The organism is Acinetobacter sp. GG2 (assembly GCF_000292385.1).
Lineage (GTDB): Bacteria > Pseudomonadota > Gammaproteobacteria > Pseudomonadales > Moraxellaceae > Acinetobacter > Acinetobacter seifertii.
In genome coordinates this window covers 22,903-46,301 of the sequence record NZ_ALOW01000030.1, presented here as the reverse complement: position 1 = coordinate 46,301, position 23,399 = coordinate 22,903, and the positions used below count along the sequence as shown (strand labels likewise).

The 23,399-nt window shown below is 37.0% G+C and carries 19 protein-coding genes and 2 pseudogenes; 6 read left to right on the top strand and 15 right to left on the bottom strand.

Annotation, left to right across the window (positions count from 1 at the left end):
• Positions 1–36 precede the first annotated feature (36 nt).
• Together B554_RS0106965 and znuD are read right to left on the bottom strand one after the other, a co-directional pair.
• Positions 37–1,500 carry a phospholipase D family protein gene (locus B554_RS0106965; protein WP_019457487.1) on the bottom strand — a complete coding sequence of 488 codons (1,464 nt, stop codon included), beginning with the start codon at positions 1,498–1,500 and terminating at the stop codon, positions 37–39.
• 74 nt (positions 1,501–1,574) lie between these two features.
• The gene (znuD, locus tag B554_RS0106960; protein ID WP_019457486.1) at positions 1,575–3,575 is read right to left on the bottom strand and encodes a zinc piracy TonB-dependent receptor ZnuD; all 2,001 of its coding nucleotides are present in this window, start codon (positions 3,573–3,575) and stop codon (positions 1,575–1,577) included.
• A gap of 125 nt (positions 3,576–3,700) precedes the next feature.
• Between znuD and B554_RS0106955 the strand changes: the two genes are divergently transcribed.
• Entirely contained in the window at positions 3,701–4,465 is a 765-nt protein-coding gene (locus B554_RS0106955; protein ID WP_019457485.1) for a DUF4184 family protein, read from the top strand.
• Between the two features lie 171 nt (positions 4,466–4,636).
• Positions 4,637–6,421, top strand: a complete 1,785-nt coding sequence (gene aspS, locus B554_RS0106950) for an aspartate--tRNA ligase (protein ID WP_019457484.1) — start codon at positions 4,637–4,639, stop codon at positions 6,419–6,421.
• A gap of 57 nt (positions 6,422–6,478) precedes the next feature.
• Here the strand turns inward: aspS and B554_RS0106945 are convergent, their stop codons facing one another.
• Positions 6,479–7,507 carry a stealth conserved region 3 domain-containing protein gene (locus B554_RS0106945; protein WP_019457483.1) on the bottom strand — a complete coding sequence of 343 codons (1,029 nt, stop codon included), beginning with the start codon at positions 7,505–7,507 and terminating at the stop codon, positions 6,479–6,481.
• Between the two features lie 203 nt (positions 7,508–7,710).
• Between B554_RS0106945 and B554_RS0106940 the strand changes: the two genes are divergently transcribed.
• Positions 7,711–7,929, top strand: coding sequence for a hypothetical protein (locus B554_RS0106940; protein WP_019457482.1), 219 nt, complete (start codon positions 7,711–7,713; stop codon positions 7,927–7,929).
• Positions 7,930–7,966: 37 nt separating this feature from the next.
• Here B554_RS0106940 and B554_RS0106935 read toward each other — a convergent pair whose 3' ends face one another.
• Together B554_RS0106935 and B554_RS0106930 are read right to left on the bottom strand one after the other, a co-directional pair.
• Positions 7,967–8,917, bottom strand: coding sequence for a lipooligosaccharide outer core biosynthesis glycosyltransferase GtrOC6 (locus tag B554_RS0106935; RefSeq protein WP_081400318.1), 951 nt, complete (start codon positions 8,915–8,917; stop codon positions 7,967–7,969).
• Positions 8,918–8,925: 8 nt separating this feature from the next.
• Positions 8,926–9,681: a glycosyltransferase family 25 protein gene (locus B554_RS0106930; RefSeq protein WP_019457480.1), complete on the bottom strand. Its 756-nt coding sequence runs from the start codon at positions 9,679–9,681 to the stop codon at positions 8,926–8,928.
• Between the two features lie 68 nt (positions 9,682–9,749).
• Here B554_RS0106930 and B554_RS0106925 point away from each other — a divergent pair, with 68 nt between their 5' ends.
• Positions 9,750–10,640 carry a hypothetical protein gene (locus B554_RS0106925; protein WP_019457479.1) on the top strand — a complete coding sequence of 297 codons (891 nt, stop codon included), beginning with the start codon at positions 9,750–9,752 and terminating at the stop codon, positions 10,638–10,640.
• Here the strand turns inward: B554_RS0106925 and B554_RS0106920 are convergent.
• Genes B554_RS0106920 through B554_RS0106905 form a run of 4 tightly spaced genes read right to left on the bottom strand, consistent with a single transcriptional unit; the run spans position 10,637 to position 14,203 of the window.
• Positions 10,637–11,650 carry a glycosyltransferase gene (locus B554_RS0106920; protein WP_019457478.1) on the bottom strand — a complete coding sequence of 338 codons (1,014 nt, stop codon included), beginning with the start codon at positions 11,648–11,650 and terminating at the stop codon, positions 10,637–10,639. The two genes, B554_RS0106925 and B554_RS0106920, sit on opposite strands and share 4 nt — an antisense overlap.
• Before the next feature lie 11 nt (positions 11,651–11,661).
• On the bottom strand, positions 11,662–12,426 hold the full coding sequence (locus B554_RS0106915; RefSeq protein WP_019457477.1) for a glycosyltransferase family 2 protein: 765 nt from the start codon (positions 12,424–12,426) through the stop codon (positions 11,662–11,664).
• Complete coding sequence (locus B554_RS0106910) at positions 12,423–13,178, bottom strand: polysaccharide deacetylase family protein (protein WP_019457476.1); 756 nt, start codon at positions 13,176–13,178, stop codon at positions 12,423–12,425. The genes B554_RS0106915 and B554_RS0106910 overlap by 4 nt, the downstream gene beginning before the upstream one ends.
• Positions 13,175–14,203: a glycosyltransferase gene (locus B554_RS0106905; RefSeq protein ID WP_019457475.1), complete on the bottom strand. Its 1,029-nt coding sequence runs from the start codon at positions 14,201–14,203 to the stop codon at positions 13,175–13,177. The genes B554_RS0106910 and B554_RS0106905 overlap by 4 nt, the downstream gene beginning before the upstream one ends.
• A gap of 125 nt (positions 14,204–14,328) precedes the next feature.
• Here B554_RS0106905 and B554_RS0106900 point away from each other — a divergent pair, with 125 nt between their 5' ends.
• Complete coding sequence (locus B554_RS0106900) at positions 14,329–15,903, top strand: phosphoethanolamine transferase (protein ID WP_227501325.1); 1,575 nt, start codon at positions 14,329–14,331, stop codon at positions 15,901–15,903.
• Here B554_RS0106900 and B554_RS0106895 read toward each other — a convergent pair.
• The 4 genes from B554_RS0106895 to B554_RS0106880 form a co-directional block, all read right to left on the bottom strand.
• Positions 15,888–16,772: a mitochondrial fission ELM1 family protein gene (locus B554_RS0106895; RefSeq protein ID WP_019457473.1), complete on the bottom strand. Its 885-nt coding sequence runs from the start codon at positions 16,770–16,772 to the stop codon at positions 15,888–15,890. The genes B554_RS0106900 and B554_RS0106895 overlap by 16 nt on opposite strands.
• Positions 16,773–16,839: 67 nt before the next feature.
• Positions 16,840–17,766 (bottom strand): branched-chain amino acid transaminase, encoded by a 927-nt coding sequence (locus B554_RS0106890; protein ID WP_004705670.1) that lies wholly within the window; start codon positions 17,764–17,766, stop codon positions 16,840–16,842.
• A gap of 24 nt (positions 17,767–17,790) precedes the next feature.
• Positions 17,791–20,541, bottom strand: a complete 2,751-nt coding sequence (gene glnE, locus B554_RS0106885) for a bifunctional [glutamate--ammonia ligase]-adenylyl-L-tyrosine phosphorylase/[glutamate--ammonia-ligase] adenylyltransferase (protein ID WP_019457472.1) — start codon at positions 20,539–20,541, stop codon at positions 17,791–17,793.
• A gap of 67 nt (positions 20,542–20,608) precedes the next feature.
• Positions 20,609–21,880, bottom strand: coding sequence for a sensor histidine kinase (locus B554_RS0106880; protein ID WP_019457471.1), 1,272 nt, complete (start codon positions 21,878–21,880; stop codon positions 20,609–20,611).
• Between the two features lie 296 nt (positions 21,881–22,176).
• On the opposite strand from B554_RS0106880, the pseudogene B554_RS19120 reads away from it, so the two are divergent.
• A pseudogene (locus B554_RS19120) lies at positions 22,177–22,457 on the top strand (hypothetical protein).
• Positions 22,458–22,506: 49 nt separating this feature from the next.
• On the opposite strand, the gene B554_RS0106875 reads toward B554_RS19120, so the two are convergent.
• Together B554_RS0106875 and B554_RS18885 are read right to left on the bottom strand one after the other, a co-directional pair.
• Entirely contained in the window at positions 22,507–23,208 is a 702-nt protein-coding gene (locus tag B554_RS0106875) for a hypothetical protein (RefSeq protein WP_019457470.1), read from the bottom strand.
• Positions 23,209–23,253: 45 nt separating this feature from the next.
• Positions 23,254–23,369: pseudogene (locus B554_RS18885) on the bottom strand (site-specific integrase); the annotation flags it as partial.
• Positions 23,370–23,399: the final 30 nt, after the last annotated feature.

The window sequence follows — 23,399 nt, the reverse complement described above, 5'->3', positions numbered from 1 at the left end:
GAACATATCACCTCAACATTTATATAAAAAATAGAATTAGAAAGTCGATAATCCTGACCATTCCATAAAGCGATAAATCCAATATTTCACTTTAGACTCGTCGGCATACTTCGCGTAATCGACACTCATCTGTTTCCCCTGCAAGTTTGACCATGAAGTATTGAAGTAATCCTGAGCATCTTTAAAAACTTGATCTTGAACTTTGCTGATAACCAGCATATCCGTTTCAAGGTTGTAATTTTTTAAATTACGAGCAGTAAAATTGGCAGAACCTACAATCAACTCAGCTTGCTGGTCGTTATATTTCACAATCATTTTGCTATGGTTCTGCTCACCATGCGTGTCACACCAACGGATTGGAATGCCCGCAGCATGTAACTCTGAAGCAACCTGACGGTTTGGAATACCATTCTTTTGTCTTCCAAATGCATCTTTATTTGGATCAAGTAAAACACGAACAATCACACCTCGTGCTTGAGCATTTTTTAGAGCTTGAATAATCTTACGTTCAGACAAATAAAACATACTTAGATCGAGATGTTCTTTCGGTTTAGCCGAGTTAATTAATTTCAGCACAGATTCATAGATCGCACCTTCCGTTAACACTTGAACTTGAGGTTTGGTTATATCTTTTTCAAAGTCACCTAAAATCAGTGAGGGTGAACTACTTCCAGACATTTGTGCAACAGCAGCCTCTGTTTGGAGAACATCAGAAGCCGTGGCTCCTGTTACAACCAACGCCACATTAGAGTGTCTCGAACTACCATCGTGTGGATTTGCTGACGTAACCAATGATTTCCAGCCAGCATCGGTATCAACAACTAATGTTTTACGGTGATTGGCTTTAAAATTAAATAAGTTCAGATAACTTCGTAACGTAATTTTTTCATTACCAAATGGGTTAGGTAACCAGCCCTTTTCAGGGTTATTTCCAACACTCTGACAACAGATATACCAAAACCCTGACCAAAGTGGATTAGATGCACGTAAAGGAATCAGATTCGTTTCGATAACATCAACCCCAGCTTGACGTAACTGACGATAATGCTCAGGGCTTAAACCGCCATAAACCGAGTTAATCGGGTCAGTAATTAGTATAATTTGAATTTGACGGTTTTGTCTTTTCTTACTCACTAATGCATCGGTTAACTCTTGCATCAATGGTCTTTGCTTTATTTTTGAATCACCCACCTCTGAATTGAATAAGAACATATCGACCACAATAGTGGTCTTTGCCTCATCAATCATTTTCAAGATTTCATCGAAAATATGCTGATCAAGTTTCTGTTGACCATTGGCATCCAGATAGGTTTTATCTGCTAAAAATTTGACATCGGCATGTCTAAGCTTGCCACTAAAGTTAATACCCTGTGGTAATGGTTTTACTGTGTGGTAAATTGCCGATGCAACATATGCAATAGCAACAACGCAAAGTAATACCGCCATATAACGACGCCCTGACCAATTTATTTTTTGATGAATTCGCTGAAAAATACGCATAAAAAAGACCTAACTTGATCATTTCAAATTAGGTCTTTTAGCTTGATTTTTCAAGTTTAGTTTCGTGTTAGGCCTTAGAAACTAAAGTTTACACCTACTGTAAAATTACGTCCGACTTGTGGAACATTTGCGAGGAAAGACTCATGCTGATAAATTTTACTATCTAGCAAGTTATTGGCATTCAAGAACACTCGATAATCACCAATATTGCTATATTTACCATTATATCCAACGCCCAAGTTCAACATGTTATAGCTCTGTCCTTTGGTTTCATAATTAGCAATATCATCTTGTTTAAATACATGATAATACTCGGCAGAACCATCCCAACCATCACCAAAATCTGCTTTGACTTTAGTACCTAAACGTCCACCAGGAATACGCGGTGCATTTTCATTATCAATTTTGCCACGGACATAGTCACCAAATAACCCTAAATTATATACAGGCGAAATTTGATAGCTTAGGTCAGCATCGACACCATAAAATTTTGCTGCATCTTGACTATATTCAATGAGGCGGAATCCTTGGAACTCATCTAAGGTATTGGCATAAATAAAATTATCAAAACGGTTGTGGAAAACGCTTACATTGTATTTCAAAAGGTCATTATCAAAGTGCAAACCCAACTCGACATTATTTGAGCGTTCTTTCTTCAGGTCATCATTACCCAACTCATAGGTATTGGTCGCCATATGTACACCATCTGAATACAACTCTTGGGCAAATGGTAAACGCTCTTGATGTGACGTTGTGAAGGACAATTTGTATTGTGGAACAAATTCCCAGCTTGCAGTACCAGCAACCGAATATCCAGTACCCGTGTAATTCTTTTGATCTGACTCAATGTCGATAGTTTGGTGGTCAACACGTGAAGAAACTGCAAGATTGACGTTATTGATTTGTTTTTGTTGCAAACCAAATACACTATAACGTTGGGTTTTACTTGGGTCCATAATCGACTCATCACCAACAATATTTAGTTTTTGTTGGGTATATTGCGCGCCAATCTGTCCTGTCCAACCAGCCCAAGCATTATTTTCTAGTGTAACTCGGCTGTCTACACCTTTGCTTTTAAAGGTTGTTCCTACCTCACTACCATGCATTTCTTCATGCTGATAATCTGTATAGCTTGCTTGCGCTGCAACTTTAGCAAAACCTGCAAATGGATCTTTTAACTCACCTTTTAAGTCATAACGCTTTTCTTTGAGATTAATCCATGAAGCATCATGTTCGTGATCATGCCCATGATCGGTTGGATCATCTGCACCACACACAAGATGCAAGCCATCACGCTCACATGAACCAAAAAGCTCATTCTCAGCAGGAATGCCATATTGATCATGACGTTGGCTAAATGATGCACCGATAAATCCACGGTCTCCAATCCAAGACAGTCCAGCATTATAATTTTTAGAATCGGCAAAAGTGCTATCTTGACGGCGCTCGTCTGTTTGCAAATCTTTAGGCAAGATATAGTCATTCGCATCGCGCTTTAAACCACCCACACGTAGCGCAACATGGTCGCCTAAACCAACTGTTGTTTGCCCCGAATAAAGCAACTCGTCACTACCCGAGTTATAGCGAACACCGGCTTTACCTTGGTAACCCTTATCTGGCATAGCTGTTGGAATTTTTTCATCAACAACATTTACCAATCCCCCAACTGAACCTGCACCATATAGTAGGGCTTCAGCACCATTTAATATCTGAATATCTTGGGCAGAGTTTGGATCGACAGTAACAGCATGGTCTGGCGATACAGATGAAACATCCATTACATCGCCACCATTTTGTACAATTTTGACGCGTGTACCATCTTGACCACGAATGACTGGTCGACTCACCCCACCTGTATATTGAGCCGCATAAACTCCGGCCTGACCATTTAAGGCATTACCAATACTTGTTGCCCCTTCCGTCAAAGACGTGTTGTTAACTGGTTCTGCCTTAACCTTAATTGTTGCCAATTCGGCAGGTTTCTCATCCTTAGTATTTGTATCATCCGCTGCCATCACTTGCTGAATGGAAAATGATAATAATGAAAGAACAAAAAGCTGTGTTTTGAGCTGCATAATGAATGACCCGTATTTTTTTGTTATATTATAACATTCCAAACGTTTTGCAATAAAAAACATTAACCCAAGGTATGTTTCGTTAGACTCGTTGTTTTTGATGATGTGAGAAGCGTCCGTTTCCAATGCCTTTTACAATCTCTCATGCTGTTATTGCACCACCAATTGCCAAATTAAGCAGAAATATACTACCTATTGCCGCCTTAGCGATTGGCAGTATGACACCTGATCTTTATCGCCTATTTACAGTTCAATCCAGCATGCTGACGCATCAATGGAAAGGTTTACTCTATCCAAACCTTGCATTAGGTTTATTGTTCTGCGCGATTTGGTATGTTCTATATAGGCCTGCGGTTTACCGTTTTTTTGGCATTCAACATGATTTGAAATTAGACTCTATTAAACATTTTATATACTTTTTTATTGGAGTTGTATTCGCGCTCATTATCGGTATTGCCACTCATCTCATTTGGGATGGTCTTACCCACTCTGACTTTAGAACGTTTATCTTTCAAGATTTTTTATCCCAAACGGTTCACTTCTTTGGCCGCCCGTATCCTTTGCATCGCCTTCTTCAGCTCGGTTCTTCTGCACTGGCACTACCTTTTTTAGGCTGGATGAGTATTCATTACTATCACAAATATAAACAGCACTGGAAAATAAGCCGTAAAGTTAAAATTTTTGCTTGGTTCCTGTTTACTTTATCTACACTTTTAGGCTTATTTTCTCTTTGGGATTATGCCCGTTACATTCCTCACGAGGTTTGGCATACCGATATCTATTATTTCACGGGTCGATCCATCAATGAGTTCATGCAGGGTTGGTTAAGTACCTTTAGTTTAGGATGCTTATTATTCTTGTTTTTAGATAGACAACAAAGAATGGGATGAATAGGTAAACTTGCTGCCAAATTGCTCATTTTTAGCTAAATTATAGCTGTTTTTTGATCTAGTTCTTGTCGCATGCCACTCAAAAGGGCATAATCGAAAACTTACTTTTTTTGACGGTGCGCGGTTTACGCATCCGTCTTTTCAGCCAATATAGTTTGGATAATCTTCATCATGATGCGAACTCATTACTGCGGCTCTTTAACTGAAGCCCAAATCGACCAAACCGTTACATTATGCGGTTGGGTACATCGTCGCCGTGACCATGGCGGTGTTATTTTCCTTGATATGCGTGACCGTGATGGTCTCGTTCAAGTGGTTATTGACCCAGATACTCCAGAAGCATTTGCAACAGCAGATAAAGCACGTTCTGAATATGTATTAAAAATTACAGGTCGTGTTCGTCGCCGTTATGAAGGTACTGAAAATGCCAACATGGTGAGTGGTCAAATTGAAGTTTTGGGTAAAGACATCGAAGTTCTTGCCACTTCAGAAACACCTCCATTCCCTTTAAATGATGAAAATACCAATATTTCTGAAGAAATTCGTTTGAAATATCGTTTCTTGGATATTCGTCGTCCTGAAATGTTGGATCGTTTACGCTTCCGTTCTAAATTAACTAACCTTATTCGCAACTATTTCGAAGATAATGGTTTCTTAGACGTTGAAACACCTATTTTGACACGTGCAACTCCTGAAGGTGCACGTGACTACTTAGTACCAAGTCGTGTACAAAATGGTAGTTTCTATGCACTTCCACAATCACCACAATTATTCAAACAATTGTTGATGGTAGGTGGTATTGATCGTTACTACCAAATCGCGAAATGTTTCCGTGATGAAGACTTGCGTGCTGACCGTCAGCCAGAATTTACTCAAATCGACGTTGAAACATCGTTCATGAGTGACGGTGAGATCATGGACTTAATGGAAGTCCTTACTGTGAAGATGTTCGATGAACTTCTTGGCGTTAAATTCGATAAATTCCAACGTATGACTTACGCAGATGCAATGCGTGACTATGCATCAGATAAACCTGATATGCGTATTCCGTTGAAACTCGTTGACGTTGCAGACTTAATGCAAGAAGTAGAGTTCAAAGTATTTGCTGGACCTGCAAAAGATCCTAAAGGTCGTATTGTTGCTTTACGCGTTCCTGGTGCAGCTTCATTGCCACGTAGCGCAATTGATGAATACACCAAATTCGTTGGCATCTATGGTGCAAAAGGTTTGGCTTACATCAAAGTTAATGAGCTCGCTAAAGGAATTGAAGGTCTTCAATCTCCAATCGTGAAATTCATTGAACCAATCGTACTCGAACTGTTGGAACGTGTTGGTGCGCAAGATGGCGATATCGTATTCTTCGGTGCTGATAAAGCTAAAGTTGTAAATGATGCAATGGGCGCACTTCGTGTCAAGATTGGTCACGACTTGAATCTTGCAACTTGTGAGTGGGCTCCACTTTGGGTTGTTGACTTCCCAATGTTTGAAGAAACTGACGATGGCAAATGGACTTCTGTTCACCATCCATTCACTCTACCAAAATCAAGCGTAGAAGAAGTGAAGAACAATCCAGGTGAAGCACTTTCAGTTGCTTATGACATGGTATTGAACGGTACTGAAGTTGGTGGTGGTTCTCTACGTATTTATACATTAGAAATGCAAAAAGCGATTTTTGAAGCGCTTGGTATTTCTGATGAAGAAGCGGAAGAGAAATTCAGCTTCTTGCTTAATGCACTTCGTTACGGTGCTCCTCCTCACGGTGGTCTGGCATTTGGTCTTGACCGTTTAGTAATGTTAATGACTGGCGCGACGTCTATTCGTGACGTTATTGCATTCCCTAAAACGAAAACTGCTGAATGTCCACTTACTCAAGCACCTGCTCCAGTTGAAGCTAACCAGCTTCGTGACTTGGGCATTCGTTTACGTGAAAAGCCAAAAGCTGAAGAATCTAAATAATTTTTAGATTTTTTAAATAAAAAACCCTGCTTAAGCAGGGTTTTTTATTAAGTAGTTTCAATGGGATATTTCTTTTTCAAAACTTGAGACTGTATTAAATTTTTGTTCAAAAATTTTAATAATTTCTAATTTTAATTTTTCAAAATCAACCACATGCTCATCATCATTTAGACAAATTTGTGGAGATTGTTCATTCTTAATCACATAATTAATTTCAGAGAGATTTTGCAATCTTAAATTAAAGTTTTGTCCGCGCTCAAAGATATTTACAGGACAAAAACGATTAGAACATAACTGCCAAAGCCTAAACAAATATTGGTTAACATCTAAAGGTTGTCTAAAGCGATGACTTGATACTTCTCTCAAATAGTTTTCTTCTTTTTCCCAAACCTCTTCAAAAACCGACTTCAAAAATGGCTGAGGTAAATGAGTACTATAAAAGCTTGAAAATTTTCGGTTATATAAACTTAAAAAATTATCCCAATTATTGCTTATGGAATATCGAGGATTAAAAAGAGCGTAAGGATTTTTTCGAAATAGTTTTCTCTTATCAAAATATTTATTAATAATTGCAACATCAGTCAAAGCAACAGCGCCTAAAAAATTTTCCTCTCCTACTACCATCAACGGCTGTAGCCGAATACCATCACAAGGTAGTCCATTCTGGAAGAAAAACTCAGGTTCTAAAGGTCTATTAATAAAAGTATCATCATTAAAGTAGACAAATTGCTCTGCAAGCCCTTTTATTTTATGAATATTAATTTCAATAGCATGAGAGTTAAACGTAGGTAAACAGTTTGATTCTATAATTTGATCATGGATAACTAAATTTAACTTCGGATGATTTTTGACTAAAAATTCAGGGAAATGTCCACAGGTAACAAGGTGAATTTTTCGTACCCAAGGGCAAAATTTCTCAACAGATCTAAACCAGAAATGAAGATTGTTCCAATCGCGATAACGGCACTCATCACTGAGTTCTGTAATCTGTTTATTTACTTCTTTAAATTTATAATATGCGTAATCTTGCTGCCATTTCGTATCGGTTGAGTCTACCCAAATCATTACAAAATCAATAGGCTGCATTAAACACATATCCAAATAAGTACAGAAATTTACTAAAAAATCTCAGATAAAAAATGAAATTCAATGTTTATTAATGTTAATAAAAATTCATAATTTGTTCATAATTTTAATTTTTCTACACAATTGACTCAATTTAGGCTCTATTGAGATGAGAGTAGGCAAATGGCATAATAACTGCTCTTTTCTCCCCGTGGTATTTGATTATGGCAATGCGTCCTGAAGTTCGTCGACATGCTTTAGTCGTGATTGTATTCTCTCTTGCGCAGTGGTTTTTTATGCGCTATATCCTTTCTCATGAATTATTCAATTTAACAACGAACCAACGTATTCTTTATTTCTGCGTAAGTAGCCTAGTAGGCGCATTACTTATTTTTGTTGCACTCATTTATATGGTGCTTAAAGGAAATGCGGATAAAAATTAATATCCGCCTCCCTTTGTAAGCTTTGGATAATTCTAAGCTAATTTCTAATATAGTTCTCACATAACTTAAGTAGTTCCGGATGTCTATCATGCTGATGGACAATCGGAATAATTTCTTGATTGCGATTAATAATAAATCCCTGATCATTAACTGCAATTTGCTCTATTGGATATAACCCTAAAGTTACAATAATTGATTCAAATGGCTGACAGCGAGTTATATCACTTAAACTATTAGTAATTAATAATTTATTATGCATGGCTTGATCATAAATTCTTTCAGACATTTTCTGATATGGCTGCTTGCAGAATTCTTCAATCATTTTATTGATATAGACTCTAATTGATTCATGATCACCAATAGTGACCCCTGAACAAGAAACTTGTTCATCTTTTGCAATGTTATAAAAACTCTCTCCATATGCATCCAAAATCCATTTTTGGTTATATTGCTCAGTACCTATGGTGAAATCTGGATTTTCCATCCCAACAAATAGACCATTGCCAAGATTTTTGAAAGGATTACTTTGGAAAAAAACATCTCGAACATCGCTAAGTAATACATGTGAAGCATCAGGATGGCTGTCTACAATTTCTTTGTATTCAAAGAAACGGCTCACATGCGGATAACCTGTAATTCTAAGACCTCTAATTTTTGATTCAGGAATAGTCTCATTTACTGTTAAGCCAATAATTTTCTTAAGAATATCTCTTACAAACTTAAATTTATAAACACCTGAATATTTTGACTTTGATTTAAACTTTCCAATTGCTGAAACTTTAAATTCAATTTTAAAATTTTTGATATCTGAAAATGCATTTACAAATTCTGTCATTTGCTCTTTATATATAATTAAAGCCAATATGCCATCAAAGTTTGCTTTTTCCAAAGAATATACAAAAGAAGAGATAAGGTCAGCATTGTATCCAGTTGCTGACCCGATAATAATATTTTTTTGCTTAATCATAAAATTAATAATAAACCCCAAGAAAATGACTAAATTATATATTTATTAAGTATATATTTCTTTAGTTTAACTCTTAAGTACCGTAATAAATCACTATCATCTTGTGAAACATGTGTAACTAGACTTCTTTCCTTTTCCAAGTAACTTAACGCATCATTATTTTCAATAATCGGATGATCAAATAAAAAACTGACGTAGAAGCTAAAGTCACCTCGACCAACAAGATCTTGCCAATGGTCGTAAATTTTGATCGGCTGATGATAATCCACTAACATCTGCGCCATTTTACGATCTACAACATAAGCATACGCATACGCTAGTTTTTCAAGATAATCATAATCAACTTTTAGAATTTTTTGGCCATACAACTCTTCAGGTAAAAACTTTCCACGAACGCGATTGCATATTTTCATTTGGATACCGCCCAAGCTTAGGAAAAAGCAGGGACCCAAGTTTAAAGAATGAATATGTTTTTCTAAGTCTTGGAAATCAATTTCGAAACGTTCAATCACATCATCTTCAAAAATAACGGCATATTCTTCATCAGAGCTTAAAAAATCTTTTAATGCAGCTATATGTGACATGGCGCAACCAAGCTCACCTGGTGTCATCGGTTTCTTCTTACCTGCTACACCCTGCTGAAAATACTCACTAACACTTAAATTTTTCCCTATAACCCCAAATTGCTTAAATTCATCGCGATATTTGTAAAATGTTGGCTGAGAGTACAGCTTTTTTAAACGTTCACTATTCGTAGATTCAATACTGATTAAATATTTTTTCATTTCATTCAAATGTTAAAATGAGTCAGGGATAGTCTATCTAATTATAGTTATATCGAGTGTAAAATTTAATGCTAAATCGCCTAATCCAAAAAAAATGGTACAAATACCAGCAAGCAAAAAAAGCAAAATCTTATAATTCTCATTGGTATATACGTTTTGGCTGGCTAGAACAACCTTTTACAGCACTTGAACAATTAGATTCACTCTTTGAAATCCATTCACCTAGAAAATTTACATTTGCAGATAGCTTTTATGCTTATGAAAATGATCGTCATTTCATTTTCTTTGAAGAAATTGATGATGAACATCCTGTAGGCTTTCTTTCTGTCTTAGAAGTTTTTAAAGATGGTACATACACAGCACCTAAAGCTATTTTAAAGCTCGACTATCACCTATCCTATCCTTGTGTATTTAAAATAGATAATACTTGGTACATGGTGCCAGAGACTTTTAGCAACAAAACAGTTGAACTTTGGAAATGTACTGAATTTCCACTGAAATGGGAAAAACATTCTAATCTTCTAGAAAATATTGAAGCAGTTGACAGCACACCTTTTTACCACGAAGGTTTATGGTACCTTTTTACCTCAACACGTCGCGATTGTAAGAAATTTGGTGACCGTTTAGATCTATTCTTTACTGAAGATATCTTGAATCCAAACTGGCAAGAACACCCAATGAACCCAGTATGTAAAGGAAAAATTCAATATAGGATGGCTGGAAAACCTTTTTTCTATCGGAATAAACTGGTTCGTCCAAGTCAAGACTCTTTAAAGCGCTATGGTGGACATATTGAGCTTAAAGAAATCATAAAATTAAGTCCGAAAGAATATGAGGAAAGACTGTACGAAACAATATATCCTGAATGGAACAAAGAAGATGATGGATGTCACACTATTGATGTACATTCCAATTTCGTTGTTGTGGATGCAATCCGTTTGACCAAAAAAGATAATTAGCGTTGTTGTCGCAACGCTAATTTATAAATATCTAGTGTTTTATTAACCATTGCATTTAAAGATAATTCAGCTTCTGCTTTATCAAACGCAGGCTTAAACTCATAATGAATATGCTCAAAGTTTTCACTAGCAATTTCAATTAACTTTTTAAGTTCCAATGCAGTATTATCTTTTGCAATATATTTTTCTGGAATAAATTCTCTTACCATCCCCACATCAGTGGCAATTACAGGTTTATGTACCAATAATGCTTCCGCAACAATTAATGGACCTCCTTCTCTCAAGGAAGATACCACCACTAAATCACTTGCTGCCAAATACGGATAAATGTCTTGCTGATAACCCACTAATTTAATTTTATCCTGCAAATGCAGATCTTGAATTAACTGAGTTAAATGTTCATGCTCGGGTCCCTCACCTAATATTTCTAGGTGAATCTCCAAACCTTGCCATGCATCTATAAGTTGATCAAAGCCTTTTACTGGATCTAATCGGCCAATTGCGATAGCTTTTTTTAGAGTTGTTCTAGGTATATCGGCACTCAATCTTTTTTCCTGAGCAACACCATTATAAACAACATGAACTGATCGATATTCACTAACTTTATCTGCAACAGCCTGACTTACAGTAATGACCTCATTAAAATGATGATAACTACGCATGTTATTTTTCATACCATGAATGGTTGCCACACTTGGTACTTTTAAAAAGGGCAGAAGAAAACTCAACATTTTTGATGCTTTTCCGCCTTGAGCATGAATAATATCAGGTGCAATTTTTTTAATTTCTTTAAAAAGTGAATAAAGAAGACTGATATTCATTCTTCCTTTAGAAAAATCAAAATAATGACAATGAAGATGTTCTAATTGAGGTATTACATTTCGATAGTTTAAGTCTAAAAATAAATGGACTTCTTGCTTTTGTGATAATTCTGCGCAGAGTTGAAAAGTATGCTTTTCTAATCCACCGATTTTTCCACCATCTGTTGCCATAATCTGAACAATCTTCATCGCTTGCCTACTTATTTTTTATCTTTATTCATCGTCTGTTCAAACAGTTTGGCTTCTTTTAGAAAAGCATAAAACGCGTTGATCATACTATTTACGAAACCACGCCAACCATTTAAGAAACTACGGCGAATAAAGTAAGACTTTAGAAAAGTCACTGGCATTACCAGAACCAATTTAGCAACACTTGGAGACTTTCCTTTTTGATATTTCTCTAGTGCTTTGAGGTTGGAATATTGGTTATTTTTTTCGACTTTAACGAAAATGCTCGACTCGCCATAATGGTAAATATCATGTTGAGCGCGCTGAGATTCACCATCTACGATCACGTTTTCATGAACTTTATTGGCTAGATCATAGTGTCCTTTAGACTTGCGAAAAAAACGCACCTTCGCATGTTTTTTAGTATGTTTACTATTAGGGACACCTAAAAACACATCATTAATTGGAGTGATTAATGCATCAAGCTTGTTCTGTTGAATGGTCTCAACAATTTCTTGTTTTAACTCTTTAGATAAGACTTCATCGCCATCTAAGTTAAGCACCCAATCATTCTGACACTTTGCTAAAGCCAAACTTTTTTGTCCAGCATAACCTTGCCAATCTTGATGAGAAATATGCGTATTTTCAAAGCGATCTGCAATTTCATAAGTATTATCAGTACTCCCAGAGTCTAAAATAATGACTTCATCAAACTCACTGACACTTTGCAAAGTTCGTTCTAGCCAAGCACCACAGTCCAAAGTAACAATATAAACACTACATGGAATTTTATTCATAACTTATAACGTCCTTTAGCAAGGGCGATACGCATCTGTAAAGCATTCATGGCACCATGCGTGCTGACACGTGGAATATTAAATTGATTAACTACTTCGTAAGCTTCGATTTTTTTACGAGTCGATACAGCGTTTTTAAAGCCAATCTCTTGAGCCATTTTCTGGTGCTTTTCGTTAAATCGACCAAATGGATAAGCAAAGCTTGGGCACTTCCCAACTAATGCTTCAACGTCGCGTTTAGACTGAAGCATTTCATCGTAAGCAGTTTGATCATCAAGCTTAAGTAAGTTCACATGGTGCTGCGTGTGCGCACCGAACTCAATTAAACCAGAGTTGGCCATTTCATGAATTTGCTCATGAGTTAGCTTTTCAATACCTTCAATTTGCGTCGCCAAATAAATGGTTGCCTTTGCATTATATTTTTTAAGTAATGGATAGGCATAAAGATAATTATCCATAAAACCATCATCAAAACTTAAAGCAACGACATTCTTTTGATTACGGTATTGTTCAAGCTCAGAGACAAAGCAAAAAGTAGCTCCTTTACGCGTCAACAACTGTAAAAGTTGTTCAAACTTTTCAGGAGGCATATTCATACCAGAGGCTGCATCTTTAGGAGTAACCTGATGCAACATCACAATGCGTGGTAGTTTGTTCGAACGAAACGGAAGCCAGAAAGTGTAATTACCCAGCACATATAACAGTGCAGCAAGTGCTAGTAGGCCTACCGCAACGTACAAAAACCACATCATGTATAAACCTCATGTGACCATTCATAATCTTCTGAAAGGGGCTGCTTAAATGTCACTTCAACCATATACTGGGTGATGCGTTTAGCATTGAAAGACCTACGTGTTTTCTCCCAGCCCTCTTTCGCTATTTTTTCAGCCTGATCTGGGTTTTGATCAAAGAATTGAATCTTCTTAGCCAAATCAAATTGATCATCAAAGTAAACCACTTCCTGCTCAGTATAGAGTTTCTCAAAACCTGGAATTCTTGGGCTAAAGGTGAGTAAACCATTACCAGTCAGCTGTACAATACGGTCAGAACTATACAAGGTTACGTCATTACGGCGTGAGTAATTAAGTCCCATTTTTGTTTCAGACAAAACCTTATAATAAGCTTTCCCGTAAACGCCAGGTTGCTCAAAACAACCATAATATTGATAGTTTACATGACCTTGTTGTAGAGCATCTGCCAAATCTTTTAAGAACTTTTCACGCTCAGGTTCTTTATAAACCACACCGCAGAAGATAAATGTCTTATCAATCTTAGCGTTTGAAAACTGTTGCAGAATTTCTACATTACGATGACCAACATTAGGTAAATAAGCTACGCTTAAATGTGGCTGCTTTAACTTCTGTAGATACTCACCACCAGTTGTACAGAAGATAGCATCCAAATATGGAGAGAATGCTTTGACAAAACCAAGTTTGCTCTCTAAATAAAGCGGATCAACATACCAAAATGCAATTTTAGTATTTGGATAAGCTTCTTTGATTTGTCTTAGGACATCTGGACTCATCAAATCACTATGACCTATAAGTACCAAATCAGGCTCAATGTTATTGACGACTTTTAATACTTCTTTATTGGCCCAATTAGCACCCAATTTTTTTGTTTTAAAAATCGTCCCCATTCGTGCCATATCACGAAAGCTAAAATCATAAACAAAATGGCCATTTTCAATTAATCCGGCAGAAATTTTACGATCTGTGCAGTAAAAATGTGCGCCTTGTTTATTAAAGCCAAAATTTGCGATATGCAATATTTTCATTCTAAACTCTATAATTCCATCAATTCTGGAGATGAACTAAAATATTATATCATGCCTGAATTTATGTAGACCCTGTTAGCGAAATATAGGATGATATCGCGCTTTTACACTTGGAACAGCTTAGCGTGATTTTTCGATTCAAAACAGGAAAGTTATGGTTCTTTATTTATTGCTTTATGCTGCTTGTTCCATCATTCATTATTTCCAGTGATGGTTTTTTCAAAGCCTTATATCCGCTTATTTTTTTCGTTTTTTTAATTTATCATTACCGCCGTTTTTTCTGGCTTAGCTTACCTATTTACCTTCTAACTCCTTTTGCACTTTATTACGAAATTACCTATAACGCCCCAACTGAAATTTCAGTATGGCTCACAATTTTGGGAAGTTCCACAACTGAAGGTAGAGTCTATTTATCGACACTAGATATTCCTTTAGCAATTGGTTTGATTATTGCCTATATCATTCCTTTGGCTTTCTTTTATCATTTTATTCCAAATCAAAGACTAAACACTCCAATATGGGTACGTATTTTAGCTTTATGTCTTATTTTTTCGCCAATTCAACGCTACCTTAAAGCACCTGATCATCAGCAAGGTTTCCTAAATGTATATCGTCATTTTAAACAATCTTATCCTTTAAATTTAGTGCTCGGTTTACCAGCAGCGAGCCTTGAAGTAAATCGTGTAAAAGACTTCATAGCCACACAAAACGAAATTGAGTGCACACAAGTTAAAGAAACTCGACCTACCATTACAGTATTGGTTATTGGGGAAAGTGCTCGACGCGATCGTTTAAGTTTATTTGGCTATACCAAAAATAATACAACACCATATCTAGCAAAATATAAGAAAGATTTATGGTTATTTAATAATACGATTTCAGGTTCTTATATGACCAGTAAGTCCGTACCAACCTTACTAACAGGAAAGCTCAACGGAACTGATAATTTAAGTCCTTCTATTGTAAATGCGTTCAATGCAGCAGGCTACAAAACTTATTGGTTTAGCGCACAAGCTCAATATGGTGAATATGATTCTCTTGTCTCAGCATATGCATCTTCTGCTCAAGAAACCCAATTTTTGACGCAACATTCATATTCAGCATCACTTGAAACGCATTACGATGAAGAGCTACTCAAATCATTTGACCGAGCTTTAGCAGAGAAAAAACATCATAAATTCATTGTCTTACACCTTTACGGCTCACATGCAGATTTTACAAAACGCTATCCACCGCAATTTAATAAATTTAAAGATACCTATGACAATACGGTACTTTATACAGATTACTTGCTCAACGAAGTCATTCAAAAATTAAAAGCAACTAATCTAGATGCCAACTTAATTTATACATCTGACCATGGATTAAACCTTGGAGAATGTAAAGAAAATAGCTCACTGCATTTAGATATGAAAAATAATTTTGATGTCCCTTTAATTATGTGGAGTTCAAACTCTTGGAAGCAACATCATCCAGAAATGGCGAGTACTCTTTCTAAAGAACAAAGCAATCCTATAAGTTCAATTAATATATTACCTACAGTTTTAGATATGCGAGGGATTCACTGTAAAAATATTTCTCAAGACAGATCATTATTTAATGCAAAGTTCAAAACATATCCAAGAGAAATTTTAGCAACATCAGAAACGGTCAACTATGATAAAGGTCATGATGATAGCCAATGTCATTTAGTGAGCTGATGCACGACCCGATCCGCTTCCTGTAGGAGCTGTCCTTCAGGAAGCAAGTGTATGTCAGATACATTCGCTATAAACTTTTTCTCTAGCAGCACATCAACCGAATTGGTAATACGGTCTTGTTTGAGTCTATCCATTGCAATCACACCGACTCGGCAACCCGCAGTAAGTGCCTCATAAATCATAGAAACACTATCTTCTGTTACCCACACCGCTTCTGCTTTTTGCATTTCCTCAAAAATCCAGCCCTGAGGGGTTTGCTCAACTGGACATATCTGTAAATACTGGGCGAAGCTTTGCTGTCTTAAAATATCGATAAATTCTGCAGGGGTACGACGTGAGGTCGTTAAAATAATTTCAGAGTTTGGATTATGCTCAACTATTTGTTGAACACTCAATAATACTTTTTCTTGATTCCATTGATGTCGTTTAGATGAACCACCCAATGCAATTAAAATTCTGGCTTTTTGATGGCGGTTTTCATTGCGAATTGGATTTAATGCACCGCGAGTAACAATAACGCGGCTATTTGCTGGAATACCATCGTGCTCGGGAATTACGGCATAGTCAAACCAAGCAATCGGCAAATTTGGCTTCATTAAAATAACGGTCTTGGCCTTTTTGAAAATTTTGCCTAGCAACCAGACACGAAAGTGAGTATGGCTTCCGACTCCAAATATAAAATTGGGCACTTGTTTAAACAAAGTTTTTTTTGAAGAGAAAAAAGCATTAATTAAAGAAAAAATAGGCAAATCATGAATGGAAACTTCTTCAAATGTTGCATTCGCCTGTTGTCTTTGCATCGCCTGAAATAAACCCAAAGCCTGTGAGCGATGTCCTGCTTTACCATCAGAGACATAGACAATATGCATAAAAGCTCCCTAAGCCAAAAATAAAAAGGCGAAACTAAAGTTCGCCTTTTTATGTTAACGGATTAACTTATTTTACGTAAGTTAACCAGTGTTCATATTTCGGATTTCTACCCTGAACTGCATCAAAGTAAGTTTTTTGGATTTCAGTGGTAATTGGTCCACGAGTACCCGAACCGATTGGACGGTCATCATATTCACGAATTGGTGTTACTTCAGCAGCAGTACCTGTGAAGAATGCTTCGTCTGCGATATAGAATTCGTCACGTGTAATACGGCGCTCAACAACTTGGTAACCAAGATCTCTAGCGATTGTCATCACAGTTTGACGTGTAATACCGTCAAGTGCACCGCCAGCGATATCTGGAGTGTGTAAAACGCCATCTTTAATCAAGAATACGTTTTCACCTGAACCTTGGCATACATAACCTTGTGGGTCCATGAGCATTGCTTCATCGTAACCAGAGTGTGCAACTTCTTGGTGAGCAAGAATTGACAACGTATAGTTACCAGATGCTTTTGCTTTACACATAGTCACGTTTGGATGATGGTGAGTAAATGATGAAGTTTTAACGCGAATACCTTTAGCCATCGCTTCATCACCAAGGTATGCACCCCACGCCCATGCAGCAACAGCGGCATGAATCGTGTTATTTGTTGCTGCAATACCTAGTTTCTCTGAACCGATCCAGATTAATGGGCGTAAATAGCAAGAAGCTAATTTATTTTCACGAACAACATCAATTTGTGCTTGTTCAAGCGTTGCTTGATCATACGGCACTTTCATTTGATAAATTTTTGCTGAATTTAACAAACGTTTTGTGTGGTCTTGAAGACGGAAAATGGCAGTACCTTTAGGCGTTTCATAAGCACGAACACCCTCAAATACGCCCATACTGTAGTGTAATGTATGGGTTAAAACGTGAATCTTTGCATCACGCCAATCAATTAATTTTCCATCTTGCCAAATAAAACCATCACGATCAGCCAAATTCATGGAACACTCCAAATTGTTATAAAATCATTCACTATCCAACTCAACCGAGACGGTTGGGTCTATTAATCTTTGCCATAAATTGCAAACGACCGCACGGGTACTACGCCAGTCCGCTGCGCTGACTTGCATGGATTGATTTGCAAGGGCTAAGCGGTGGCTTTCGGCACGTTCACTAAGATAGGCTCGAATTAATGCTGTGGCATCTTCACTGGATAAGCAGTCTGCTTTAGCAGCATCTTCTAATATTCTTACATTATCAGAATAATGGGCGAGATCGGGTTTCGTCCCGCTCCATGCAAGTACAGCATACTGTGCCATAAATTCGATATCTACGATACCACCTGCGTCCTGTTTTAAATGAAAAATACCATGTTTTTTTTGTTCAGAAGACGAACCTAGGTGGTCTTTCATTTTCTGACGCATTTTCAACACTTCCTCACGAACATAAGCCTCATCTCTAGATTGAGTCAATATCTCGCGGCGAAATATTTCAAATTTTTGGCAAAGCGTTTCATCACCAGCGATAGAGCGTGCTCGAACGAGTGCTTGGTGCTCCCAAAGCCATGCACTTTTCAACTGATAATGTTCATAAGCTTTCAGACTGGTCACTAATAAACCAGCCTCACCAGAAGGTCTTAAGCGTGTATCAATTTCATAGACACGACCATCAAGCGTTTGAGTGGTCATGAGGGACATGAACTTTTGAGCAACACGCATGGCAAACTCAAAGCCACTAATAGCCTTAGTTCCATCGGTGTCAGCTTGTTCATCTAGATAATGGATAAAGACAAGATCTAAGTCAGAACCATAGCCCAGTTCAATGCCACCCACTTTGCCATAACCAATGACAGCAAAGGCTTTGTAGTCGAGTGAGCAGCGCTTTCCTTCAACATCCTTTGGGTAACCATGACGTTTTGCTACGGTCTGGTAAGCTAAATATAGGGTTGCATTAACACTCACTTCAGCAATATCGGTTAGTGCATCAGATACCTTCATAAGAGGGCTTTCGGCTAATACATCACTTGCAGCAACTGTGAGCACGTTGCTCTTTTTAAATAGGCGAAGTACTCGCATTTGGTCTTCGACTTGATCAATTTCAATACGAAGTAACTGCTGGCGTAATGAGTCTTCCAAGTCCTTACGTTTTGGCAACTCAAAATCCATCGATAAAAACTCATCCAGCAGTACCGGATATTGCGTTAGCTCTTCACAAATCCACGGGCTTACTGTCGCCATTTTCACTAAGCGTTGTAATGCCCCTTTACTTTCAATCAGCATCACTAAATATACGGTTCGACGCATAACTGATTCAATCAGAGGCATTAAACGTAATAATGCAGTTTGTGGTTGTTCGGACTGCAAGATCGCTTCAATCAAATGAGGCCAGAAAGTTTTTAAACGCTGCACAGCATTTGAAGGAAGTTTTTTAAGTGCATGCCCATGCCAAAATTCATGAATCAAATTTTTCGCATTATCATCCAGCACTTCATCTAATTGCTGCTCTAACTGCCCAAAATTTTCAGTTGCTGCATTAGAGCTAGTATCTTCAATCAGTTGTTTAAACTGAACTTTTACCTTTTGACGTTTCTCATTAAGAACATCAAGAAACTCATTCCAGCTTGCGAAACCCAAGGTATCTATAATACGTTGTCTTAGATCAACTTCTTCTGGCAACAATTGGGTTTGCTGATCATTGAGCGCTTGAATCGCGTGTTCAACACGGCGTAAAAACAGGTAAGCATCTTCAAGCTCTAATACGGCCTGCTTTTCTAACAAACCTGCCTCACCAATGTGCTCAAGACTGACTAAGCACTGACGGTCTTGTAACTCACGTTTAGAACCACCGTAAATCAGCTGAAAAACCTGAACAATAAACTCAATTTCGCGAATCCCCCCCGCCCCGAGTTTAATGTCATCCTCAATATGTCGGCGCAGGACTTCACGCTCAATCATGGCTTTCATATCACGCATAGCGGCAAAAGCGGTGTAATCAACATAACGACGGAACACAAAAGGACGTGTCATTTCTAACAAGTCTTGCCCTTCTTTGCCACCAGTCACAACACGGGCTTTAATCCACGCATAGCGTTCCCACTCACGACCATGCTGACTTAAATATTTTTCTAAAGCGGCATGACTAATCGCTAAGGCAGAGCCATCGCCCCAAGGGCGTAGACGCATGTCTACTCGAAATACAAAACCTTCGGCAGTAATATGCTCAAGCAAATAAATAAGTTTTTGTCCCCACAAAATACAGAATTGCTGTACATCTATGCATTTTCGGCCATTGGTTTCACCTTGTTCATCAAAGGCAAAAATCAGGTCAATATCACTCGATAAGTTAAGCTCTTGCGCCCCAAGTTTCCCCATGGCAACTACAATTAAATCTTGAACTTTGCCAGAGTAGCCCACAGGTTCACCATGTTTCGCCACAAGTGCAACACGTGCAAAGTCTTTTGCTGCACAAATACTAGCATCGGCAAAGTCAGAAAGTTCACGAGTGAGTGTCACAACATCGGTAAGCTGATTGGCATCCTGCCAAATCCAACGAAACATTAAACGACTACGTAAAATGCGTAATCCACGCATCCAAGATATTTCGTCAGCAATTCCATTTAATGTAGTTTGGACAAATTGATAAATCTGTTCGGTCGAGAGCGGTGCAGCAAATTGATCTATTTGATAATCTTTTTCTAAAACAGCTTGATGCAAACCTAAAACTTGTTCAGCGTACTGACTAGCACGCAATGTTTTTTGTAACTGCTCCGCATTCATATAAAAAGCTCTTTTCCTCGTACTCTCTTTTTAGTTATAGCAGTTCGAGTAGTGGTAGGAAAAGGGATTAGACTAATTTTGCTTCTGGTGAAGAATGATGGTCGGTTAGTGCGTCATGACTTTCTTGAGCAGAAGGTAGTAAAACCTTAAATGTTGTTCCTACGCCCTCTTTGGAACCAACATTAATTTGCCCTTGGTTAATTTCAATAAAACGCTTACAAAGGCTTAAACCTAGACCAGCGCCTTTCTCGCCTGCCGTACCTTTAAAGCTGGCTGTAATACGTGGATGGAACAAATTTTTGATTTGTTGTTCTGTCATACCCAAACCAGTGTCTCGAACTGTTATTTCTATATTTTTATCAGCTTGTCTAGCTTCTATAAAAACTTTGCCTGAGCCATCAATATCGGTAAATTTCAACGCGTTTGATACCAAGTTTTGAATCACAGAAGTCATCATATTAATATCAGCATAGATTTTTAAATCTTCTGGAACATCATTTACCAGTTCAATATTTTTCTTTATCGCTAAGGTACGCAGTACATCACAAACAATATTACTCACTTGTCTCAGCTTAAAGTTAATTGGGTGATATACAAAACGTCCCCCCTCTGCCATGGCCCATGTTAATAAACTTTCAAGCAAGTTATAGGTCGATTGTGAGGTTTCATATAAATAATCTGCAATATTTTGAATACTAGATTCATCTAAAGTCTCGCGCTCTTTGGCAAGTACCTCGGAAAACCCAAGTAACCCATGAAACGGCGCACGTAAGTCATGCGAAATAATCGAGAAAAATTTTGTTTTACTTGAATTAATTGCCACCTGTTGTTCGTAAAGTTCGTTTAACTCTTCATAGTTAAACTTCAACTCAACCTGTTGCATAAACGTAGAGCAATAATCGAGCAGCAGTTGAATATCATCATCTTCAAAGGTAGCTGCATCATCATCAAAAAAGACAGCAAAGCCCATCGAAGTCTTATCGGGATGTAAAAGATGTACAGCCAATGCTCTACTGCACTCGATGTTTAGTTCTTTTAAATAGTTGGTTAAGTTTTGATAGGAAGGATGATCATGATGAATCATCTGTTGTTTAGCAAAGCACTGTTTCAAATGTTTCGAAGGCTTAAACGAAATTGCAGTTATACCTTCAGGGCAACGGTGCCAAAAGTAAGGTTCCTGATTAAAAGTTAATAAGGCTTTTTGACACTTCAACAGACGAAGACTAAATCGGAAAAATTGCTCGATATAGTTCTGCTCGGCATTTAATCCAAGTAATAGTGATATTCTACAAGCACTTAACTGCTCGATCTGATGTAGTTCTAAACGCTGGAATGTCATTTGCCCGCCTCACAGATTTTGTCGTTGTTGGTCGGAACCGCTTTCAAGAAATGTACTTATAATCATTATGATCTAATACAAACTTTAACACAGTACATAAAAAGAGCAACGTTCTTTTCAAAATAGAAATGTGAAGTTTCAATTAAAGGTTTTCAGATACATAAAGTGGGTATGCTTGAGAAAAATACAACAAATGTTTGAAGCTAGAGAGTTGTAAGATGTTAGAAATGCGAGTTCGTAAATAGTAGAAGAATAGCCAAAAGATACATTTATAGAGCTTAAAAATATTTCCTCTAATACTAAAATTAGAAAAAGTCCTACGTAAAGTTTTAAAGCAAATTGATGCTAAACCAATTACTCCGATTGAATGCCAACTGTGGGATGAACAAGACATCGCTAGTTATTTTAAATATTTGCTGGATTGCACAAACGGCACATCATTAGTAATAAGAACTTTCCACCGAACCGAGAAACTCCCATCTCAGCAACTGGGGATAGAACTGTGCCACACTGGAAAGCCACTGATGTAATAAGCTTTGGAATGGCTTTTGATAAATCGAATATAAGATATTGTTAGATTAATTACAAAAATTATCTAATTAAAACGGATGTTGACCTCCCTCGAATTAAATGAAAATAATATCGTCTAAAATAGTATCAAGCTCATCACATACATTTTTATAAGAATGAAAATGATCATAAAGTTCAATAAATTTTGTTTTTGCACTATCCTCATCGAGATCAGGTAATTTACCTTGCATCTTTAGATCGAAAAAATAAAACAGATTTTTATGTAAATTATTAAATTCTTGATTATATTTTTCATATGAACTTTTTAACTTGGCATTTTTTCTACCTAATCTTTTTAAATCTTTATCTAAACTAGTAGTGCAATTAATCGCTTCTTTTTGTAAATCAAGAATACTTTTTAAAATAAACTCGGGTAAAGTTCTATTATTAATAGGATAAAACTCTGGGTGAGTAATCTCATTTAAATACATTGCAAAGTAAATTTGGCCAAGGTTTTCGCTAACTTTGTTAAGATTCAAAGAACTTTCTTCAGCTAAACTTCGTTCAACTGATTTATTGTGTTGTGTTTTCCAACCTTCAAAAATAAAGAATGCAGTTATAGGTGCAAATAAAGTTGCTGACCATACAAAAATATTAGAAAGCACAGATGTATCTGTAAAAGTTAAGCCAAATAACTTGAAAAACACCAATATACCAAGGGCCAACAACATCAGATAGGCAATTGAGAAAATAAAGAGTATTTTTAGATTTTGCTTCATATTTATTAAGAAATTAATAATAAAACTAGGAACAATCATAAACTTTCATTAATTATTATCAAATAATTTCTAAAAAATTAATTATTATGAAATTAATTTGCTTAGACCAACTGAATTATTAAGCTCTTCAAGTATTTCATCATTAGTCGGGCGTAATAAGTCAAAGCTTGCTTGGGGCCCTTCCAGCCAAATATCTTGCATTAAGTTAAATCCTTTAATCTAGATTTTTA

What these genes read in the sequence shown, in the direction of transcription:
- B554_RS0106925 (WP_019457479.1), top strand. Translation starts at nt 9,750, where the DNA reads ATGCTAAATCGCCTAATCCAAAAAAAATGGTACAAATACCAGCAAGCA.
- B554_RS0106910 (WP_019457476.1), bottom strand. Translation starts at nt 13,178, where the DNA reads ATGATGTGGTTTTTGTACGTTGCGGTAGGCCTACTAGCACTTGCTGCA.
- B554_RS0106880 (WP_019457471.1), bottom strand. Translation starts at nt 21,880, where the DNA reads ATGACATTCCAGCGTTTAGAACTACATCAGATCGAGCAGTTAAGTGCT.
- B554_RS0106915 (WP_019457477.1), bottom strand. Translation starts at nt 12,426, where the DNA reads ATGAATAAAATTCCATGTAGTGTTTATATTGTTACTTTGGACTGTGGT.
- B554_RS0106875 (WP_019457470.1), bottom strand. Translation starts at nt 23,208, where the DNA reads ATGATTGTTCCTAGTTTTATTATTAATTTCTTAATAAATATGAAGCAA.
- aspS (WP_019457484.1), top strand. Translation starts at nt 4,637, where the DNA reads ATGATGCGAACTCATTACTGCGGCTCTTTAACTGAAGCCCAAATCGAC.
- B554_RS0106955 (WP_019457485.1), top strand. Translation starts at nt 3,701, where the DNA reads ATGCCTTTTACAATCTCTCATGCTGTTATTGCACCACCAATTGCCAAA.
- B554_RS0106945 (WP_019457483.1), bottom strand. Translation starts at nt 7,507, where the DNA reads ATGCAGCCTATTGATTTTGTAATGATTTGGGTAGACTCAACCGATACG.
- B554_RS0106930 (WP_019457480.1), bottom strand. Translation starts at nt 9,681, where the DNA reads ATGAAAAAATATTTAATCAGTATTGAATCTACGAATAGTGAACGTTTA.
- glnE (WP_019457472.1), bottom strand. Translation starts at nt 20,541, where the DNA reads ATGAATGCGGAGCAGTTACAAAAAACATTGCGTGCTAGTCAGTACGCT.
- B554_RS0106965 (WP_019457487.1), bottom strand. Translation starts at nt 1,500, where the DNA reads ATGCGTATTTTTCAGCGAATTCATCAAAAAATAAATTGGTCAGGGCGT.
- B554_RS0106905 (WP_019457475.1), bottom strand. Translation starts at nt 14,203, where the DNA reads ATGAAAATATTGCATATCGCAAATTTTGGCTTTAATAAACAAGGCGCA.
- B554_RS0106940 (WP_019457482.1), top strand. Translation starts at nt 7,711, where the DNA reads ATGGCAATGCGTCCTGAAGTTCGTCGACATGCTTTAGTCGTGATTGTA.
- B554_RS0106895 (WP_019457473.1), bottom strand. Translation starts at nt 16,772, where the DNA reads ATGCATATTGTCTATGTCTCTGATGGTAAAGCAGGACATCGCTCACAG.
- B554_RS0106890 (WP_004705670.1), bottom strand. Translation starts at nt 17,766, where the DNA reads ATGAATTTGGCTGATCGTGATGGTTTTATTTGGCAAGATGGAAAATTA.
- B554_RS0106920 (WP_019457478.1), bottom strand. Translation starts at nt 11,650, where the DNA reads ATGAAGATTGTTCAGATTATGGCAACAGATGGTGGAAAAATCGGTGGA.
- znuD (WP_019457486.1), bottom strand. Translation starts at nt 3,575, where the DNA reads ATGCAGCTCAAAACACAGCTTTTTGTTCTTTCATTATTATCATTTTCC.